At 71.4% G+C, this 14,246-nt stretch carries 17 protein-coding genes; 4 read left to right on the forward strand and 13 right to left on the reverse strand.

Going from position 1 to position 14,246, the window contains the following annotated elements; genetic code table 11:
• Positions 1 to 26: 26 nt before the first annotated feature.
• Positions 27 to 611 carry a hypothetical protein gene (locus NI26_RS11095; RefSeq protein ID WP_066655281.1) on the reverse strand — a complete coding sequence of 195 codons (585 nt, stop codon included), beginning with the start codon at positions 609 to 611 and terminating at the stop codon, positions 27 to 29.
• Positions 612 to 809: 198 nt separating this feature from the next.
• Here NI26_RS11095 and NI26_RS11100 point away from each other — a divergent pair, with 198 nt between their 5' ends.
• Entirely contained in the window at positions 810 to 1,790 is a 981-nt protein-coding gene (locus NI26_RS11100) for an o-succinylbenzoate synthase (RefSeq protein WP_066655283.1), read from the forward strand.
• 253 nt (positions 1,791 to 2,043) lie between these two features.
• Here NI26_RS11100 and ccsB read toward each other — a convergent pair whose 3' ends face one another.
• The 6 genes from ccsB to NI26_RS11130 form a co-directional block, all read right to left on the reverse strand.
• Positions 2,044 to 3,024, reverse strand: coding sequence for a c-type cytochrome biogenesis protein CcsB (ccsB, locus tag NI26_RS11105; protein WP_144411449.1), 981 nt, complete (start codon positions 3,022 to 3,024; stop codon positions 2,044 to 2,046).
• An 8-nt stretch (positions 3,025 to 3,032) separates the two neighbouring features.
• Positions 3,033 to 4,661 (reverse strand): cytochrome c biogenesis protein ResB, encoded by a 1,629-nt coding sequence (gene resB / locus NI26_RS11110; RefSeq protein WP_066658460.1) that lies wholly within the window; start codon positions 4,659 to 4,661, stop codon positions 3,033 to 3,035.
• A gap of 73 nt (positions 4,662 to 4,734) precedes the next feature.
• A complete protein-coding gene (locus tag NI26_RS11115; protein WP_066658457.1) occupies positions 4,735 to 5,433 on the reverse strand; it encodes a cytochrome c biogenesis CcdA family protein in 699 nt (232 codons plus the stop codon).
• 45 nt (positions 5,434 to 5,478) lie between these two features.
• The gene (locus NI26_RS11120) at positions 5,479 to 6,090 is read right to left on the reverse strand and encodes a TlpA family protein disulfide reductase (RefSeq protein ID WP_066655286.1); all 612 of its coding nucleotides are present in this window, start codon (positions 6,088 to 6,090) and stop codon (positions 5,479 to 5,481) included.
• Positions 6,090 to 6,746 (reverse strand): histidine phosphatase family protein, encoded by a 657-nt coding sequence (locus tag NI26_RS11125; protein WP_066655287.1) that lies wholly within the window; start codon positions 6,744 to 6,746, stop codon positions 6,090 to 6,092. Before NI26_RS11125 ends, NI26_RS11120 begins: the two co-directional genes overlap by 1 nt.
• Before the next feature lie 108 nt (positions 6,747 to 6,854).
• Positions 6,855 to 8,345 carry a SulP family inorganic anion transporter gene (locus NI26_RS11130; RefSeq protein WP_066655289.1) on the reverse strand — a complete coding sequence of 497 codons (1,491 nt, stop codon included), beginning with the start codon at positions 8,343 to 8,345 and terminating at the stop codon, positions 6,855 to 6,857.
• 136 nt (positions 8,346 to 8,481) lie between these two features.
• On the opposite strand from NI26_RS11130, the gene NI26_RS11135 reads away from it, so the two are divergent.
• Entirely contained in the window at positions 8,482 to 8,856 is a 375-nt protein-coding gene (locus tag NI26_RS11135; protein ID WP_235426653.1) for a MerR family transcriptional regulator, read from the forward strand.
• A gap of 39 nt (positions 8,857 to 8,895) precedes the next feature.
• Here the strand turns inward: NI26_RS11135 and NI26_RS11140 are convergent, their stop codons facing one another.
• Positions 8,896 to 9,441 (reverse strand): hypothetical protein, encoded by a 546-nt coding sequence (locus NI26_RS11140; protein WP_066655293.1) that lies wholly within the window; start codon positions 9,439 to 9,441, stop codon positions 8,896 to 8,898.
• A 141-nt stretch (positions 9,442 to 9,582) separates the two neighbouring features.
• On the opposite strand from NI26_RS11140, the gene aspS reads away from it, so the two are divergent.
• The gene (gene aspS, locus NI26_RS11145) at positions 9,583 to 10,923 is read left to right on the forward strand and encodes an aspartate--tRNA(Asn) ligase (RefSeq protein ID WP_066658463.1); all 1,341 of its coding nucleotides are present in this window, start codon (positions 9,583 to 9,585) and stop codon (positions 10,921 to 10,923) included.
• A gap of 72 nt (positions 10,924 to 10,995) precedes the next feature.
• Here aspS and NI26_RS11150 read toward each other — a convergent pair whose 3' ends face one another.
• The 5 genes from NI26_RS11150 to NI26_RS11165 all read right to left on the reverse strand — a co-directional run bounded on the left by NI26_RS11150 (position 10,996) and on the right by NI26_RS11165 (position 12,699).
• Positions 10,996 to 11,289 carry a Dabb family protein gene (locus NI26_RS11150; RefSeq protein ID WP_066655295.1) on the reverse strand — a complete coding sequence of 98 codons (294 nt, stop codon included), beginning with the start codon at positions 11,287 to 11,289 and terminating at the stop codon, positions 10,996 to 10,998.
• Positions 11,286 to 11,549, reverse strand: a complete 264-nt coding sequence (locus NI26_RS11155; protein ID WP_066655297.1) for a glutaredoxin family protein — start codon at positions 11,547 to 11,549, stop codon at positions 11,286 to 11,288. The genes NI26_RS11150 and NI26_RS11155 overlap by 4 nt, the downstream gene beginning before the upstream one ends.
• 70 nt (positions 11,550 to 11,619) lie before the next feature.
• Entirely contained in the window at positions 11,620 to 11,718 is a 99-nt protein-coding gene (locus tag NI26_RS16215) for a 30S ribosomal protein bS22 (protein ID WP_003792170.1), read from the reverse strand.
• A 125-nt stretch (positions 11,719 to 11,843) separates the two neighbouring features.
• Positions 11,844 to 12,038, reverse strand: a complete 195-nt coding sequence (locus NI26_RS11160; RefSeq protein ID WP_058729786.1) for a helix-turn-helix domain-containing protein — start codon at positions 12,036 to 12,038, stop codon at positions 11,844 to 11,846.
• 145 nt (positions 12,039 to 12,183) lie between these two features.
• The gene (locus NI26_RS11165) at positions 12,184 to 12,699 is read right to left on the reverse strand and encodes an ArsR/SmtB family transcription factor (protein WP_066655298.1); all 516 of its coding nucleotides are present in this window, start codon (positions 12,697 to 12,699) and stop codon (positions 12,184 to 12,186) included.
• Positions 12,700 to 12,770: 71 nt separating this feature from the next.
• Here NI26_RS11165 and NI26_RS11170 point away from each other — a divergent pair, with 71 nt between their 5' ends.
• Positions 12,771 to 14,210: a TrkH family potassium uptake protein gene (locus NI26_RS11170; protein ID WP_066655299.1), complete on the forward strand. Its 1,440-nt coding sequence runs from the start codon at positions 12,771 to 12,773 to the stop codon at positions 14,208 to 14,210.
• The last annotated feature ends 36 nt before the right edge of the window (positions 14,211 to 14,246 follow it).

Below are 14,246 nucleotides of genomic sequence, written 5' to 3' on the forward strand. Positions count from 1 at the left end.
GGGCCGTGGTGCGGTGCCGTCCCGCGCTAGGTGCCCGAGAGGGCCTCGGGCACGAGGACGACGAGCAGCACGATGAGGATGACCGGGTTCGCGAAGAAGGCGAGCACGACCCCGATCGCGCCGTACCAACGGCCGAACGACCCGACCGCGGCGATGAAGCCGAGCACCGCAGCGATGAGGGTGAGGAAGACCACCACGAAGCAGATGCCGAACGCGAAGGTGGTGTCGCCGCCCATGAAGACCGCGAACGCACTCGCGTCGACCGCGGCGGAGACGACGGCGAGCCCGAGGGCGATCTTGCCGACGATCGGGTTCCGACGCCGCCGGGCGGACCGTTCGAGGGCCCGGGCGTCGACGGTGTTCCGCTGCATCAGCCGCTCGAAGTCGCCGGTGTCACCGGACCGGCTCCCGGCGCTCGCTGTCGGCCGTGTCGTCCCGGGGGCGGCGGCGCGCTGCGGCGCCGCCGGTCGCGCGGCACCGGAGCGCTGCACTGCCGAGCGCTGGGCTGCGGCACGTTGGGCCGCCGCGCGCTGGGCCGCGGTCGGCTGCGCGGCCGCACGCTGCGCTGCTGCACGCTGCGCGGCTGCGCGCTGCTGCGGATCCGACGCCACCGGCCCTCCCTCTCCTCGGTCCCCTCACGGACGCGCCACGGTGGTCCGTGACGACGCCGGCGCTGGGCCGACCGGTGCATGCTAGTGCCCGGCCCTGGCGGTCGGCTCCGAGGAACCGGCGGGAGCGCTGGACGCGCGACCAGCCCCTGCCGCCCACCGCGTCCGGGCACCGCACCTGCCCGTGCGCGAGGATGGGGTGTGCTCCCCGACCTCGCCGACCTGACCGCCGACGCCCACGTCGTCGCACTCCCGATGCGCGTCCGCTTCCGCGGCATCACCGTCCGCGAGGCCCTGGTGCTCCGCGGACCCACCGGGTGGACCGAGTTCTCGCCCTTCGTCGAGTACGACGACCGGGAGGCGACCGCGTGGCTCCGGAGCACGATCGACTTCGGGTGGACCGAGCACGACCCCGCCGCCGACGCCGTGCCCGTCAACGCCACGGTGCCCGCCGTCGGACCGGACGCGGTCGCCGACCTCCTGGCCCGCTACCCCGGCTGCACGACCGCGAAGGTCAAGGTCGCCGAGCCCGGCACGAGCACCGACGACGACGTCGCCCGCGTCGCCGAGGTCCGTCGGGTGATGGGGCCGGGAGCGGCCGTCCGGGTGGACGCCAACGGGCTCTGGTCCGTCGACCAGGCCGTCGAGGCCCTCGAACGACTCGCGCCGTACGGACTCCAGTACGCCGAACAGCCGTGCCGGTCGGTGCCGGAACTCGCCGAGCTCCGACGCCGGATCGCGGGACTCGACGTGCCCGTGGCCGCGGACGAGAGCGTGCGCCGGGCATCGGACCCGCTCGCCGTCGCCCGTGCGGGGGCGGCGGACGTGCTCGTCGTGAAGGCCCAGCCCCTCGGCGGGGTCACCGCGGCACGGGCGATCGTGGCCGAGGCGGGGCTGCCGTGCGTCGTGTCGAGTGCGCTCGACACGTCCGTGGGGCTCGGGACCGGGGCGTTCCTCGCGGCGGCGGCGATGAGCCCCGGCTACGCCGCCGGGCTCGGGACGGCGGCCATGTTCGAGACGGACGTCACCGACACGCCCCTGCTGCCGGTCGACGGTCGGGTGCCGGTCCGCCGTGCGGAGGTGTCGCGGGAGCTGCTGGAGCGGAACGCGGCATCGCCGGAGCGGACGGCGTGGTGGCTCGCGCGGCTGGAGCGCGTCCACGCCCTGCTCGCCGCCGCGTAGACCGGGCTGCCGCGGGCGACGACGAGGGAGCAACCGACCGAACGGTGTCCGGGCGGCGACGAGCGCGCAGGACGTGCCGCTCACGTCCGCCGGACGGGCGAGACTCGTCGGCCTCGACCGCCGAGCGTGACAGATCGTGCCCGCTCTCGCGAGGCAGGAACGCCCGGACACGACGGACGGGAGGCGCGGTGCCCGATGGCACCGCGCCTCCCGTCCGTCCCGGGGTCGCCGCCGCAGCGACGCCCGGTCTGCCTCACAGGCCGGAGTAGCTGTGCAGGCCCTTGAAGAAGACGTTGACGACCGAGAAGTTGAACATCACCGCGGCGAACCCGATGAGCGCCAGCCACGACGACCGCGCACCGCGCCACCCGCGGGTCGCACGCGCGTGGATGTACCCGGCGTAGACCACCCAGATGATGAAGGTCCAGACCTCCTTGGTGTCCCACCCCCAGTACCGGCCCCAGGCGCGCTCGGCCCAGACCGCACCCGCGATGAGCGTGAAGGTCCACAGCACGAAGCCGACGAGCAGCACGCGGTAGGTCAGGACCTCGAGCCGTTCGGCGTCGGGGAGCGTCTCCATGAAGCGGAGCTGCTTCGACGCGGGACGACCCTGGCGGTACGTCTGCACGAGCTGCGCCACGGCGAGCCCGGCGCCGAGGGCGAAGAAGCCCGTCCCGGCGATCGCGACGAAGACGTGGATGACCAGCCAGTACGACTGCAGCGCGGGCTGGAGCGGCACGACGGGCACCCAGTAGTTCACGGTCGCGATGCCGAGCAGGATGATCGTCAGACCGGTGATGAACACACCGAGGAACTTCAGGTTCTGCCAGAGCTGCACGAGCAGGAAGATCAGCGTGATGAGCGCCGTGCCCGTGAGCGAGAACTCGAACATGTTGCCCCACGGGACACGGTCGGCCGCGATGCCGCGCAGGACCGTGGCACCGACGTGCAGCACGAGCGCGAGGATCGTCATCGCCATGCCGACCCGCTCGAACTTCGTCCCGCCGCCGCCGGGGCGACCCCGGTCGGCCTCGACCTTCTCGAGCACGACCGTCCCGCCCTGCACCGTCGCGACGGTGCGCGCGGCGGGCGCTGTCGGCGCAGCAGCCGAGGCGGACGCCACCTGACCCGACCGCTTCGCCATGTCGAGCGCGAACGAGATGAACGCGATGACGTAGACCGCCATCGCGGAGTACGTCAGGACGACCGAGTAGGTCGCGAGGTTGGTCGTCATGTCCGGGTTCACGCAGGGATCCTAACTCCGAGGTCCGACAGGTGCCTCTTGGCGATGTCGTCGACGGCGCGCTCGAGGTTGGGGTCCTCGCCGCGCGCCAGACCGGCGTACTCGAGGTCGTACTCGCCGTGCTCGGCTCCCCGGCGCGGGACCGCCTTCACCCACACGCGGCGGCGGGGCACGAACAGCGAGGTGAGCAGGCCGAGCACCGCGAGCACCGCGAACCCGGCGACGAACGCCTGCGAGGGGTCGTGGTGCACGTCGAGCGAGACGTAGCGCTTCACGCCGTCGAAGGTGATCGAGCCGGTACCGTCCGGCAGGGTCTTCGTCTGACCGGGCTTCAGCTCGATGCTCGGGGTCGTCGACTGCCGCCCGGCGATCTGCTCGAGACCGCTGGTGTCGAGCGAGTACACGCTCTGCGGGACGCCGCTGTCGAGACCGAGGTCGCCGCGGTACACCTGCAGGGTCAGGAGCGGGTTCTGCGCGTCCGGGTAGGCACTGGCGAACGCGCCGGTCGACAGCTTCGACGCCGTCGGGTAGAAGAACCCGACGAGCCCGAGCTGCGACGGCGAGGCGTCGGGCACCTTGATGACGCCGGTGGACGTGTAGTTCGCGTCCTCGGGCAGGAACGGCACGACGTCCTGGAACGCCACGTTCCCCTTGCCGTCGCGGATCGTGACCTGCATCGCGTAGCCGTTGCCGAGCAGGTAGACGTTCGTGCCACCGACCGACAGCGGGTCGTTCACGCCGATGCGACCGGTCTTCGGCTCCTGGCCCTTCTCGCGGCTCGTCACCGTCGCCGAGTAGTCCAGTGCCTGGCCGAGGGCGTCGAGGTTCTTCTCCTCGTACGTCGTGGTGAACTTGTCGAGCGTCAGGTTGTAGCCCTGCAGGTCGGTCTGCCGGAACCAGCGGCCGGGGTTGAACGAGTCGTAGGAGCCGAGGACGTTCGAGAACGTCTGCCCCTCGACCAGGAGTCGCTGCCCGGTGTAGCTGAAGCCACCGCCGAGGCCGACCGCCACGAGCACGCCGACGAGCGCCGCGTGGAAGACGAGGTTGCCGGTCTCGCGCAGGTACCCGCGCTCCGCGCTCACGGAGTCGCCGAACCGCTCGACCCGGTAGCCGGACCGCTTGAGCAGTGCCGCCGCGCGCGTCACGGCCTCGTCGACGGACGGGAGGCTCGTGGTCGCGTCCGCCTCGACCGGGACGGACCGGTAGCCGGCGAGTCGGCCGAGACGCACCGGCGTCCTCGGCGGTCGCGTCCGGAGCGCCTGCCAGTGGTGCTTCGTGCGCGGGACGATGCACCCGATGAGCGAGACGAACAGCAGCAGGTAGATCGCCGAGAACCACACCGAGGTGTAGGTGTCGAAGACCTGCAGTGTGTCGAGCACGGGGAAGAGCTGCGGGTGGTCCGCCTTGTACTGCACGACGCCGTTCGGGTCGGCGGTGCGCTGCGGCACGAGGGATCCCGGGATCGCCGCGAGCGCCAGGAGCATGAGCAGGAAGAGCGCCGTGCGCATGCTCGTCAGCTGCCGCCAGAAGAAGCGGACGTAGCCGACGAACCCGAGCTTCGGCTGCGTCGGGCCGTCGTCCGCTCCGGGGGCCGGTGCGGCACTGTCGACGTGGTCGGACGGCCGCATCGGGTCGGCGCCCGCGGACACGTCGTCCGCGGACCCCGGTCCGCTACCCGACTGCTCGGGGGTGGTGTCGCGCTCAGACCGCGGGGACAAAGCTCTGGATCACCGCCCCGAGGCTCGACATGACGGCCGACCAGATGCCGGTGACCATGAGCAGACCGATGACGATCAGGATCGCTCCTCCGATGATGTTGACGGTGCGCATGTGACGCTTCACGATGCGGATCGCGCCGGTCGCCCACCCGGCGCCGAGCGCGACGAGGACGAACGGGATGCCGAGCCCGAGGCAGTACGCGACGCCGAGCCACATGCCCTGCCACGCGCTGCCGGACTGCACGCTGAGCAGGTTGATCGCTGCGAGCGTCGGCCCGAGGCACGGGGTCCAGCCGAGGCCGAACACGATGCCGAGCAGCGGCGCCCCGACCAGGCCAGTCGCGGGGGTCCACGACGGCTTGATCGAGCGCTGCAGGAAGGTGAAGCGTCCGATGAACACCAGGCCCATCGTGATCACGACGACACCGAGGACCTGCGTGATGAGGTCACGCCACCGGACGAGCCAGAAGCCGAGCGCACCGAAGACCGTCGTGTAGGCGACGAACACCGCGGTGAAGCCGAGCACGAAGAGCACGACGCCGAGCACGACCCGACCGCGGCGCTGCCCACCCTCGGCGATCCCGCCGACGTACCCGAGGTAGCCCGGTACGAGCGGGAGCACGCACGGGGAGAGGAACGACACGAGCCCGGCCAGTGCTGCCACGGGCAACGCGACCAGCATCTGGCCGCTCAGGATCGCGTCCGCGAAGGGGTTGCCGGGCACGGGTCAGGACGCCTTGCCGTCGAGCTCGTCGCTGACCAGGGTCTGCAGGATGCTCTTGCCGTCGATCGCGCCGAGGACGCGGGCGGCGACGCGGCCCTGCTTGTCGAGGACGATCGTGGCGGGCACGGCGTTCGGAGCGATCTGCCCGGACAGCGCGAGCTGCACGGTGCCGTCGCGGGCGTCGAGGACGGTCGGGTAGTCGACGCCGAAGGTGCGCTCGAACGCCGCCGCCGTGCCCTCCTCGTCACGCACGTTGACGCCCACGAAGACCACGTCGTCGTCGGCGTACTGGTCGTGCACCTGGTTGAGGTACTTCGCCTCGGCCCGGCACGGCGGGCAGCCGGCGTACCAGAAGTTGAGCACGACGACCTTGCCGCGGAGCTCCTCCGCCGAGACGGTGTCGCCGTCGGTGTCCTTCGTCGTGAAGTCGACCGGGGCGCTCCGCTCGTCCGTCGCGACCTCGGTCACCGCACCGGTGCCGGAGATGTAGTTCTGGGTGGTGCCGCTGCCGTACTGGCGGGACAGGTCGTCGTTCGACGACGAGCACCCGGCGAGCGCCAGGGCTGCGATCACCGCCGAGGCCGCGACGGCGGCGATCCGGCTGCGTGCGGACATCAGACTGCTCCTTCGTCGACCGCGGACGCACGCAGGGACTGCGCGGGGTCCGCGTACCCGACCTCGGTGAAGCGACCGGACGAGGTGGCGGGCACACGCTCGAGGGTCGTGATGCTGGACAGGTCGCACCGACGCTTGCGCGGGTCGTGCCAGAGCGGCTCCCCCGCGAGCTTGCGGTGCACGGTCCAGATGGGGAGCTGGTGGCTGACGAGGACGACGTCGCCGCCGTCGACGCTCTCCCAGGCGGAGGCGACCGCGGCGAGCATGCGGTTCGCGATGGACTCGTAGGCCTCGCCCCAGCTCGGCCGGAACGGGTTCGCGATCCAGGGCCACTCCGCAGGGCGTCCGATGGAGCGCTTCGTGAAGCCGGGGCGCTGGCCCTCGTAGCGGTTCGTGGGCTCGATCAGGCGCTCGTCGAGCGAGACCTCGAGCCCGTAGGCGGCGGCCCAGGGCGCCGCGGACTCCTGCGTGCGCTGCAAGGGCGACGCGACGATCCGTCGGACGTCGACCCCGGCGTCGTGCCAGGCGGTCGCCGACGCACCGGCCATCCGGGCGCCGAGTTCGCTGAGCCCGAAGCCGGGCAACCGGCCGTAGAGCACGCGCCCCGGGTTGTGGACCTCGCCGTGCCGGACGAGGTGGATCCGTGTCGCGGGCATGGGTTCCAGTCTAGGTCGCTCCACCGTCATCACCCGCCCCACAGCGGATTCACCGGATGTGCGACCGTTCAGCCCCTGCGACCGTTCGGCTCTGCCCGGTCGCTGCCGTCAGCCCAGCCGTCCGGTCAGTCGGCCGTGCAGTGCCACCGACCCGGTGTTCAGGTTCACGACCTCGACGGTCGAGCCGTGCCGCGCGTACCGCTGCTCCACGCCGTCGAGTGCCGCGACGGTGCTGGCGTCGAACACGTGCGCGCCCGACATGTCCACGATCACCCGCTCCGGGTCCTCGGCGTAGGAGAACCGCGTCACCAGGTCGTTGGACGACGCGAAGAACAGGGCACCGTGCACGCGGTACCGCACGGTGCGCTCGTCGACCGGCTCGCGCACCACGGACACGACGTGCGCCGCGCGACGGGCGAAGACGAGGGCCGCGACGACCACGCCCACCAGCACACCCGTCGCGAGGTTCTGGGTGACGACGACCACCACGACGGTCACGACCATGACCGCCGTCTCGCCGAGCGGCATCCGCCCGAGCGTGCGGGGCCGGACGCTGTGCCAGTCGAAGGTCGCGACGCAGACCATGAGCATCACGGCCGTCAGGGCCGCCATCGGGATCTGCGCGACGAGGTCGTGCAGCACGATGGTCAGGACGAGCACCGCCGCGCCCGCCGTGAAGGTCGACACCCGGGTCCGGGCGCCGGCGGTCTTCACGTTGATCACGGTCTGGCCGATCATCGCGCAGCCACCCGTCCCGCCGAAGAACGCCGAGGCGATGTTGGCGATGCCCTGGCCCCACGACTCGCGCCAGCCGCTGGATCGGGTCTCGGTCAGGGAGTCGACGAGCTGCGCGGTCAGGAGCGTCTCGATGAGGCCGACGATCGCGACCCCGAACGCGTACGGCGCGATGATCTGCAGGGTCTCGAGCGACAGCGGGACCGTGATGCCGCCGAACCCGGGCAGCGCGGTCGGCAGGGAGCCCTCGTCGCCGACCGTCGGCACCGCGACCCCGAACACGATCGTGATCGCCGTGACCACGACGACCGCGATCAACGGCGCGGGGACGGCCTTGGTCAGGAAGGGGAACGCGACGATGATGCCGATGCCGAGCGCCGTCAGCGGCCAGACCACGAACGGGACGTCGTCGCCGAGGAGGTTGGGCAGCTGCGCCGTGAAGATCAGGATCGCCAGCGCGTTGACGAAGGCCACGTTGACGCTGCGCGGGATGAAGCGCATCAGTCGGGCCACCCCGAGGAAGCCGAGCACCAGCTGCACCACACCGCCGAGCACCACCGCGGGGACGAGGTAGGCGACGCCGTGGTCGCGTACGAGCGGAGCGATCACGAGCGCGACCGATCCGGCGGCGGCCGAGATCATCGCGGGTCGCCCGCCGACGATCGAGATGACCACCGCGATGACGACGCTCGAGAAGAGGCCGACGGCCGGGTCGACCCCGGCGACGACCGAGAAGGAGATGGCTTCGGGGATGAGGGCGAGCGCCGTGACCACGCCGGCCAGGACCTCACGGGTGAGGAGCCGGGGCGACCGGAGCGCGGTGAGGACGGTGGGTGCCGCGGGGGCGAGCGGTGCGAGGGACATCGCCAGCGACCATACCCTGACGTGAGGGGAGGGTTGCGCCGGGCAGACGAGCACTCCGAGCGATCTCGCGCGGCGGTCTGCCACCATGGCTCCCGTGCACGCGATCGACTCCCCCGCCCCGACGCCGGGCGACACCATGCACATCGGTGAGCTCGCCGAGCGCGCCGGGATGTCCCTGCGGACGATCCGGCACTACGACGAGGTCGGGCTGCTCGTGCCGAGCGGACGGACCACCGGAGGGTTCCGGGTCTACACGGCGCAGGACCTCGAGCGACTGCTCGTCATCCGTCGGATGAAGCCGCTCGGGTTCTCGCTGGACGAGATGGCGGAGCTCCTGCGCGTCGTCGACGCCCTCGCCGACGCCGGACCCGAGGACCAGCCGGCACTCGCCGCCCGCCTCGACGCGTCGCTCGAGGACGCCCGCGCCCGGCACGCGAAGCTCGTCGAACGGGCCGGCATGGCCGAGGAGTTCATCGGCACGCTCAGCACGCTGCGCGCCACGCTCCCCTGAGCCCCGGACGACACCCGGCAAGCCGGAGACACCGCTCGGTCACCGGTCGACCTGCAGCTCCCCGGCCTCGATCAGCCGTGCCCGCTCACGCCGAGCCACTCGCCACTCCTCCTGACGACGCAGCAACTCGTCGTGCTCCCAGATGAGACGCCGCGCCTTCCACGGACGGAACCGGTACCGACGGCGCACCCGCTGCCGCCACTCCTCCCGACGTCGTCCGACCAGCGCCAGGACCGGGTCCTCAATCGTCATGCCTCCCCTTCCGGTGATGAGTCCGAGTACCAGCGTTCCGAAGACGGCGTCGTCCCCGCGAAGGATCTGCATGTCGTACATCGCGTTCGCCCCGACGTCACCGACCTCCGACCGGCCGACGTCGCCGTCGCACACCTGGTCGACCGTCCACACGAACCGCGCCCAGGCCCGGTCGCGTTCCTCGCGCCCGACGTCCCGCCGCCACCGCACCAGCGCCCAGACGCCTCCCACGGCCGCGCCGACCAACGTCAGCACCGACCCGACCGCAGCCGCGACCACCGCCGCCACCGCGACGGGCGGCCAGGCCGCGAGCCCCGCTCCCGTTGCCGTCATCCGGGATCCCCTCTCGACTCGCGACCCGACCACACGGACGACGCTACGGACGTGCCGGGGCCGAACCGCGCCTCCCGGCCGACGCTGTGGAGAGAACGGACCGGGACCCCACCTGTGGAGGAGGCCGTAGACTCGACGACCGTGATCGAACGCACCCGCATCGCCGACCTCGCCGCCCTCCCCGACGGCCCCGTTGCCGTCGCCGGCTGGGTGGAGACCGTCCGCGACCAGAAGAAGGTCCAGTTCGTCGTCCTCCGCGACGAGACCGGCGCCGCGCAGCTGGTGAACCCCGCCACGCGCGAGGCCGAGGACGGCGACGACGACGCCCAGGCCCGGCTCGCCGTCACGAACGAGGTCTCCGGGCTCGCGCACGGCACCTTCGTGCACGTCCGCGGCACCCTGAAGCACGACGAGCGCGTGAAGCTCGGCGGGCTCGAGGTCAAGGTCGGCTCGCTCGAGGTGGTCAGCGCCGCGAAGCCGGAGACGCCCATCGCGGACGACTCCTCGCTCGACAAGCGTCTCGACTGGCGCTTCCTCGACCTGCGCAACCGCAAGCAGAACCTGATCTTCCGCATCCAGACGACGCTGGAGCACGCGTTCCGCACGTACTGGGTCGAGCGCGACTACATCGAGATCCACACCCCGAAGCTGATGGCGTCGGCGTCCGAGTCGCGCGCCGAGCTCTTCCAGCTCGAGTACTTCGAGACCACCGCCTACCTGGCGCAGTCCCCGCAGAACTTCAAGCAGATGGCGCAGCCCGCCGGATTCGGCGCGGTGTTCGAGATCGCGGACGCGTTCCGTGCGGACCCGTCCTTCACGAGCCGTCACGCCACCGAGTTCACGAGCGTCGACGCCGAGATCTCGTGGGTCGAGTCGCACGCCGACGTCATGGCGATGCACGAGGAGCTCCTCGTCGCGGGCTTCACCGCCGTCAAGGACAAGTACGGCAAGGAGATCGAGGAGGTCTTCGGCTTCGAGTTCGTCGTCCCGACCGCTCCGTTCCCCCGCGTCACCCTGGCCGAGGCCCGGAAGATCGTCGCCGACAGCGGACACGACGTCGTGCGGGCGGACGGCGACCTGGACCCCGAGGGCGAGCGTCGCGTCAGCGCCTGGGCGAAGGAGACGCACGGCTCGGAGTTCGTGTTCGTCACGGACTACGACGCCTCGATCCGCCCGTACTACCACATGCGTCACGCCGACGACCCGACGCTCACGAACAGCTACGACCTGCTGTTCAACGGCGCCGAGATCTCCACGGGTGCCCAGCGTGAGCACCGCGTCGACGTGCTCGAGGCGCAGGCCGTCGAGAAGGGCCTCGACCCCGAGGAGCTCGGCTGGTACCTCGACTTCTTCCGCTACGGCGTCCCGCCGCACGGCGGCTTCGGCATGGGCCTCGCCCGCGTGCTCATGCTCGCCCTGCACGAGCCGTCCATCCGCGAGGTCACCTACCTGTTCCGCGGACCGACGCGCCTGACCCCGTAGTCACCACCGACGACGACGGCCACCCTCCGACAGGAGGGTGGCCGTCGTCACGTGCGGGCCGGGAGGCGCGGGTCAGCTCTCCCAGTCGATGGCCGCCCGCCCCGTGACGAGCTCGCGGATCTCCGCTGCCGCCGCCTGGTGGTCCGGGTGGAACTGGTACTCGTCGAGACCGGCGAGGTCGTCGAAGGTCGCCACGACGGCCAGGTCCTGGTTCTTCCCCGGGTAGGCCACGTTGTCGACGACCTCGAGCGACCGGATCGAGCCGATCGTGCCGACGAGCCCGGTCAGGAGCTCGCGGACGTGCTCGATCGTCGCGGTGCGGTCGAGGTCCTCGCGGACGGTCCAGGAGACGACGTGGTGGATCATGCGCTGGCCTCGGCCTTCTCTGCCTTCTCGAGGGCACCGTGCAGCCGGTCGGCGTCCACGTGCCAGTTGCTGTGGACCCGGCCGTCGACGAGGACGACCGGGATGTCCTCGGCGTACTCCTCGCGCAGCGCGTCGTCGTCGAGGATCGACCGCTCCTCGAGGGTGACACCGGGGTGGGCGGCCACGACCTGCTCCACGACCGGACGGGCGTCGTCGCAGAGGTGGCAGCCGGGCTTCGTCAGGAACGTCACGGCGGGCATGTCCCCACGATAACGCGCCCGGGAACACGAAAGCCCCGGCGGACCGGGGCTTCGGGTGCAAGTACTGGACTTACTTCTTGTTGCGACGCTGGTGACGCGTCTTGCGAAGGAGCTTGCGGTGCTTCTTCTTCGCCATGCGCTTGCGACGCTTCTTGATGACAGAACCCATAGTGGACCTCGCTCGGAACGATGCAGATGTGTGGACACCGGGCCCGAAGAGACCGCGGAAAATCAACCCGGCCGAGTCTAGCGGAGCGCAGCGGTCCTGTCGAACGGGCGCGCGCCGGGCCGACCTCAGCCGACGTCGGCGATGCCGCCGCGCAGGAGTTCGGCGACCGCCGACTCCGGGACGCGGAAGGACCGGCCGAACCGGATCGCGGGGAGCTCCCCCGCGTGCACCATGCGGTACACCGTCATCTTCGAGACGCGCATCATCTCGGCCACCTCAGCGACGGTGAGGAAGCGCACGTCGTCGAAACTGCCGGTCATGGTCCGCCTTCGGGTTCCCGCGGATCGCGCGGGGTCGGTGTGACCAGTGTGGTCAAGGGCGAGTGTAGGGGCGCGTGGGACCACGTGTCCAGGAGACTCCGAGCGGACGCTCGACCGCGCTGCGCGAGGGTCTCCCACCCGTCGGTCAGTCGTCCTCACCGCGGCGCGTGAAGCGCTTCCGGCTGCGGTCGACGACACGCTCCCAGCCCTGCTGCGCACCCGAGAACGCGGCGGTCGCTCGGTGCGAGGCCTCCGCCATGACGCGACCCAGCTCGGTGCCGACCTCGACGGTGGACCGCGCTGCGGTGCCGGTCCGACGGAACGAGACCGGCTGCCCGTCCAGCGTCCACGAGGTCGTCGCCGGGGTACCGTCTGCGTCGACCGCTCCCGTGAAGGGGACGACCCACTCCTCGAGCCGGACGAGCGGCTCCGGGTCGAGCCGGTAGAAGCGGTGCTGGCCCTCCTCACGGCTGGAGACGAGACCGTGGTCGCGCAGGACGCGGAGGTGCTTCGACACGGTCGGCTGGCTGACGCCGATCTTCTCGACGAGCTGCCCGACGCTGAGTTCGCCGCCGGTCGCGTCCGAGCCGTACGCCGTCAGCAGCGCCCCGAGCAGCTCGCGCCGGGTCGGGTCCGCCACGACGGTGAAGATGTCGGCCATGCGGCAAGGCTAGCCGGACCCGTTCGCATGTACCATGACCGCTGACCTGCCCACGGCTCCGGAGGCACAGGATGCTCGACCGCACCGAGCCGCTCAACCGGCACACGCCGACGAGCGGGGTGAGACGGCGTCTGGACGGTGCCCTCGGCGTCCTCCGGTCGTCGCCGTCGCGGCTCGCGATCCTGGTGTTCGTCGCGCTGATCCTCATCTTCACGACCCTGTTCATGACGCCCTGGGCGGCTGCGGACCGGACCCCGACGCACTTCGCGGACGCACTGTTCACGGCGGCGTCGGTCGTCTGCGTGACCGGGTTGGCGACGGTCGACATGGCCACGCACTGGTCGGTCTTCGGCAAGGTGCTCATCGTCGTCGGGACCCAGATCGGCGCCGTCGGCGTCCTCACCTTCGCCTCGATCCTCGGCCTGGTCGTGACACGGCGGCTGGGGCTCCGTGCCAAGCTCATCGCCGCCGGCGACTCGAACCCGCTCCGCACGCACTCCGGCGCCGTCCCCGAGGGGCAGGCCGTGCGGCTCGGGGAGGTCGGCACGCTCCTGCTCACCGTGGCGGTGAGCACCCTGACGATCGAGATCGCGATCGGCGTGCTCCTGCTGCCGTCCACGCTCGCCGCCGGCTACCCGTTCTGGACCGCCGTCGGGGACGCCTTCTACTACTCGGCGATGGCCTTCACGAACACGGGCTTCTCGCCGAACGCCGAGGGGCTCACCCCCTTCGCGAACGACTACTGGTTCCTGTCGCTCCTCATGGTCGCGGTCGTGGCGGGCTCGATCGGGTTCCCGGTGATCCGGGCCGTCACCAAGCAGTTCCGCACGCCGCGGCGGTGGCCCATCCACGTGAAGCTCACGCTGGCCACCAGCGCGGTGCTGCTCGTCCTCGGCGCGGTCGTCTACACGGCGCTCGAGGCCTCGAACCCCCGCACGCTCGGGGACGCCGGCGCCGGACACACCGCGTTCCAGGCGCTGTTCTTCTCGACGATGACGCGGTCCGGCGGCTTCGCCACGATCGACGTCGAGCAGATGCACGGCGCCAGCCTGCTCGTCACCGACATGCTCATGTTCATCGGTGGCGGTTCGGCGTCGACGGCCGGCGGCATCAAGGTGACGACGCTGGCGGTGCTCTTCCTGGCCGCGGTCGCCGAGGCCCGCGGGCGCCAGGGCATGGAGGCGTTCGGGCGCCGCATCCCCGGTGACGTCCTGCGCGTCGCCGTCGCGGTCGTGCTCTGGGGGGCGACGATCGTCGCCGTCATGACCGTGGTCCTGCTGCAGATCACCGGCGACTCGCTCGACCGCGTGCTCTTCGAGGTCATCTCCGCCTTCGCGACCTGCGGCCTGAGCTCCGGCATCTCCGCCGAGCTCCCGGAGGCGGGCAAGTACGTCCTCGCCGCCACGATGTTCCTGGGCCGGGTCGGTACAGTGACCATCGCCGCCGCGCTGGCCGCAAGCCAGAGCCGGCAGTTGTTCCGCCGCCCCGAGGAGAGGCCGATCGTTGGCTGACCGCCGTCCCCGCGCCGACCGTCGCGCACCCCACCC

Origin of the sequence: Curtobacterium sp. MR_MD2014, from assembly GCF_000772085.1 — a bacterium.
GTDB lineage: Bacteria > Actinomycetota > Actinomycetes > Actinomycetales > Microbacteriaceae > Curtobacterium.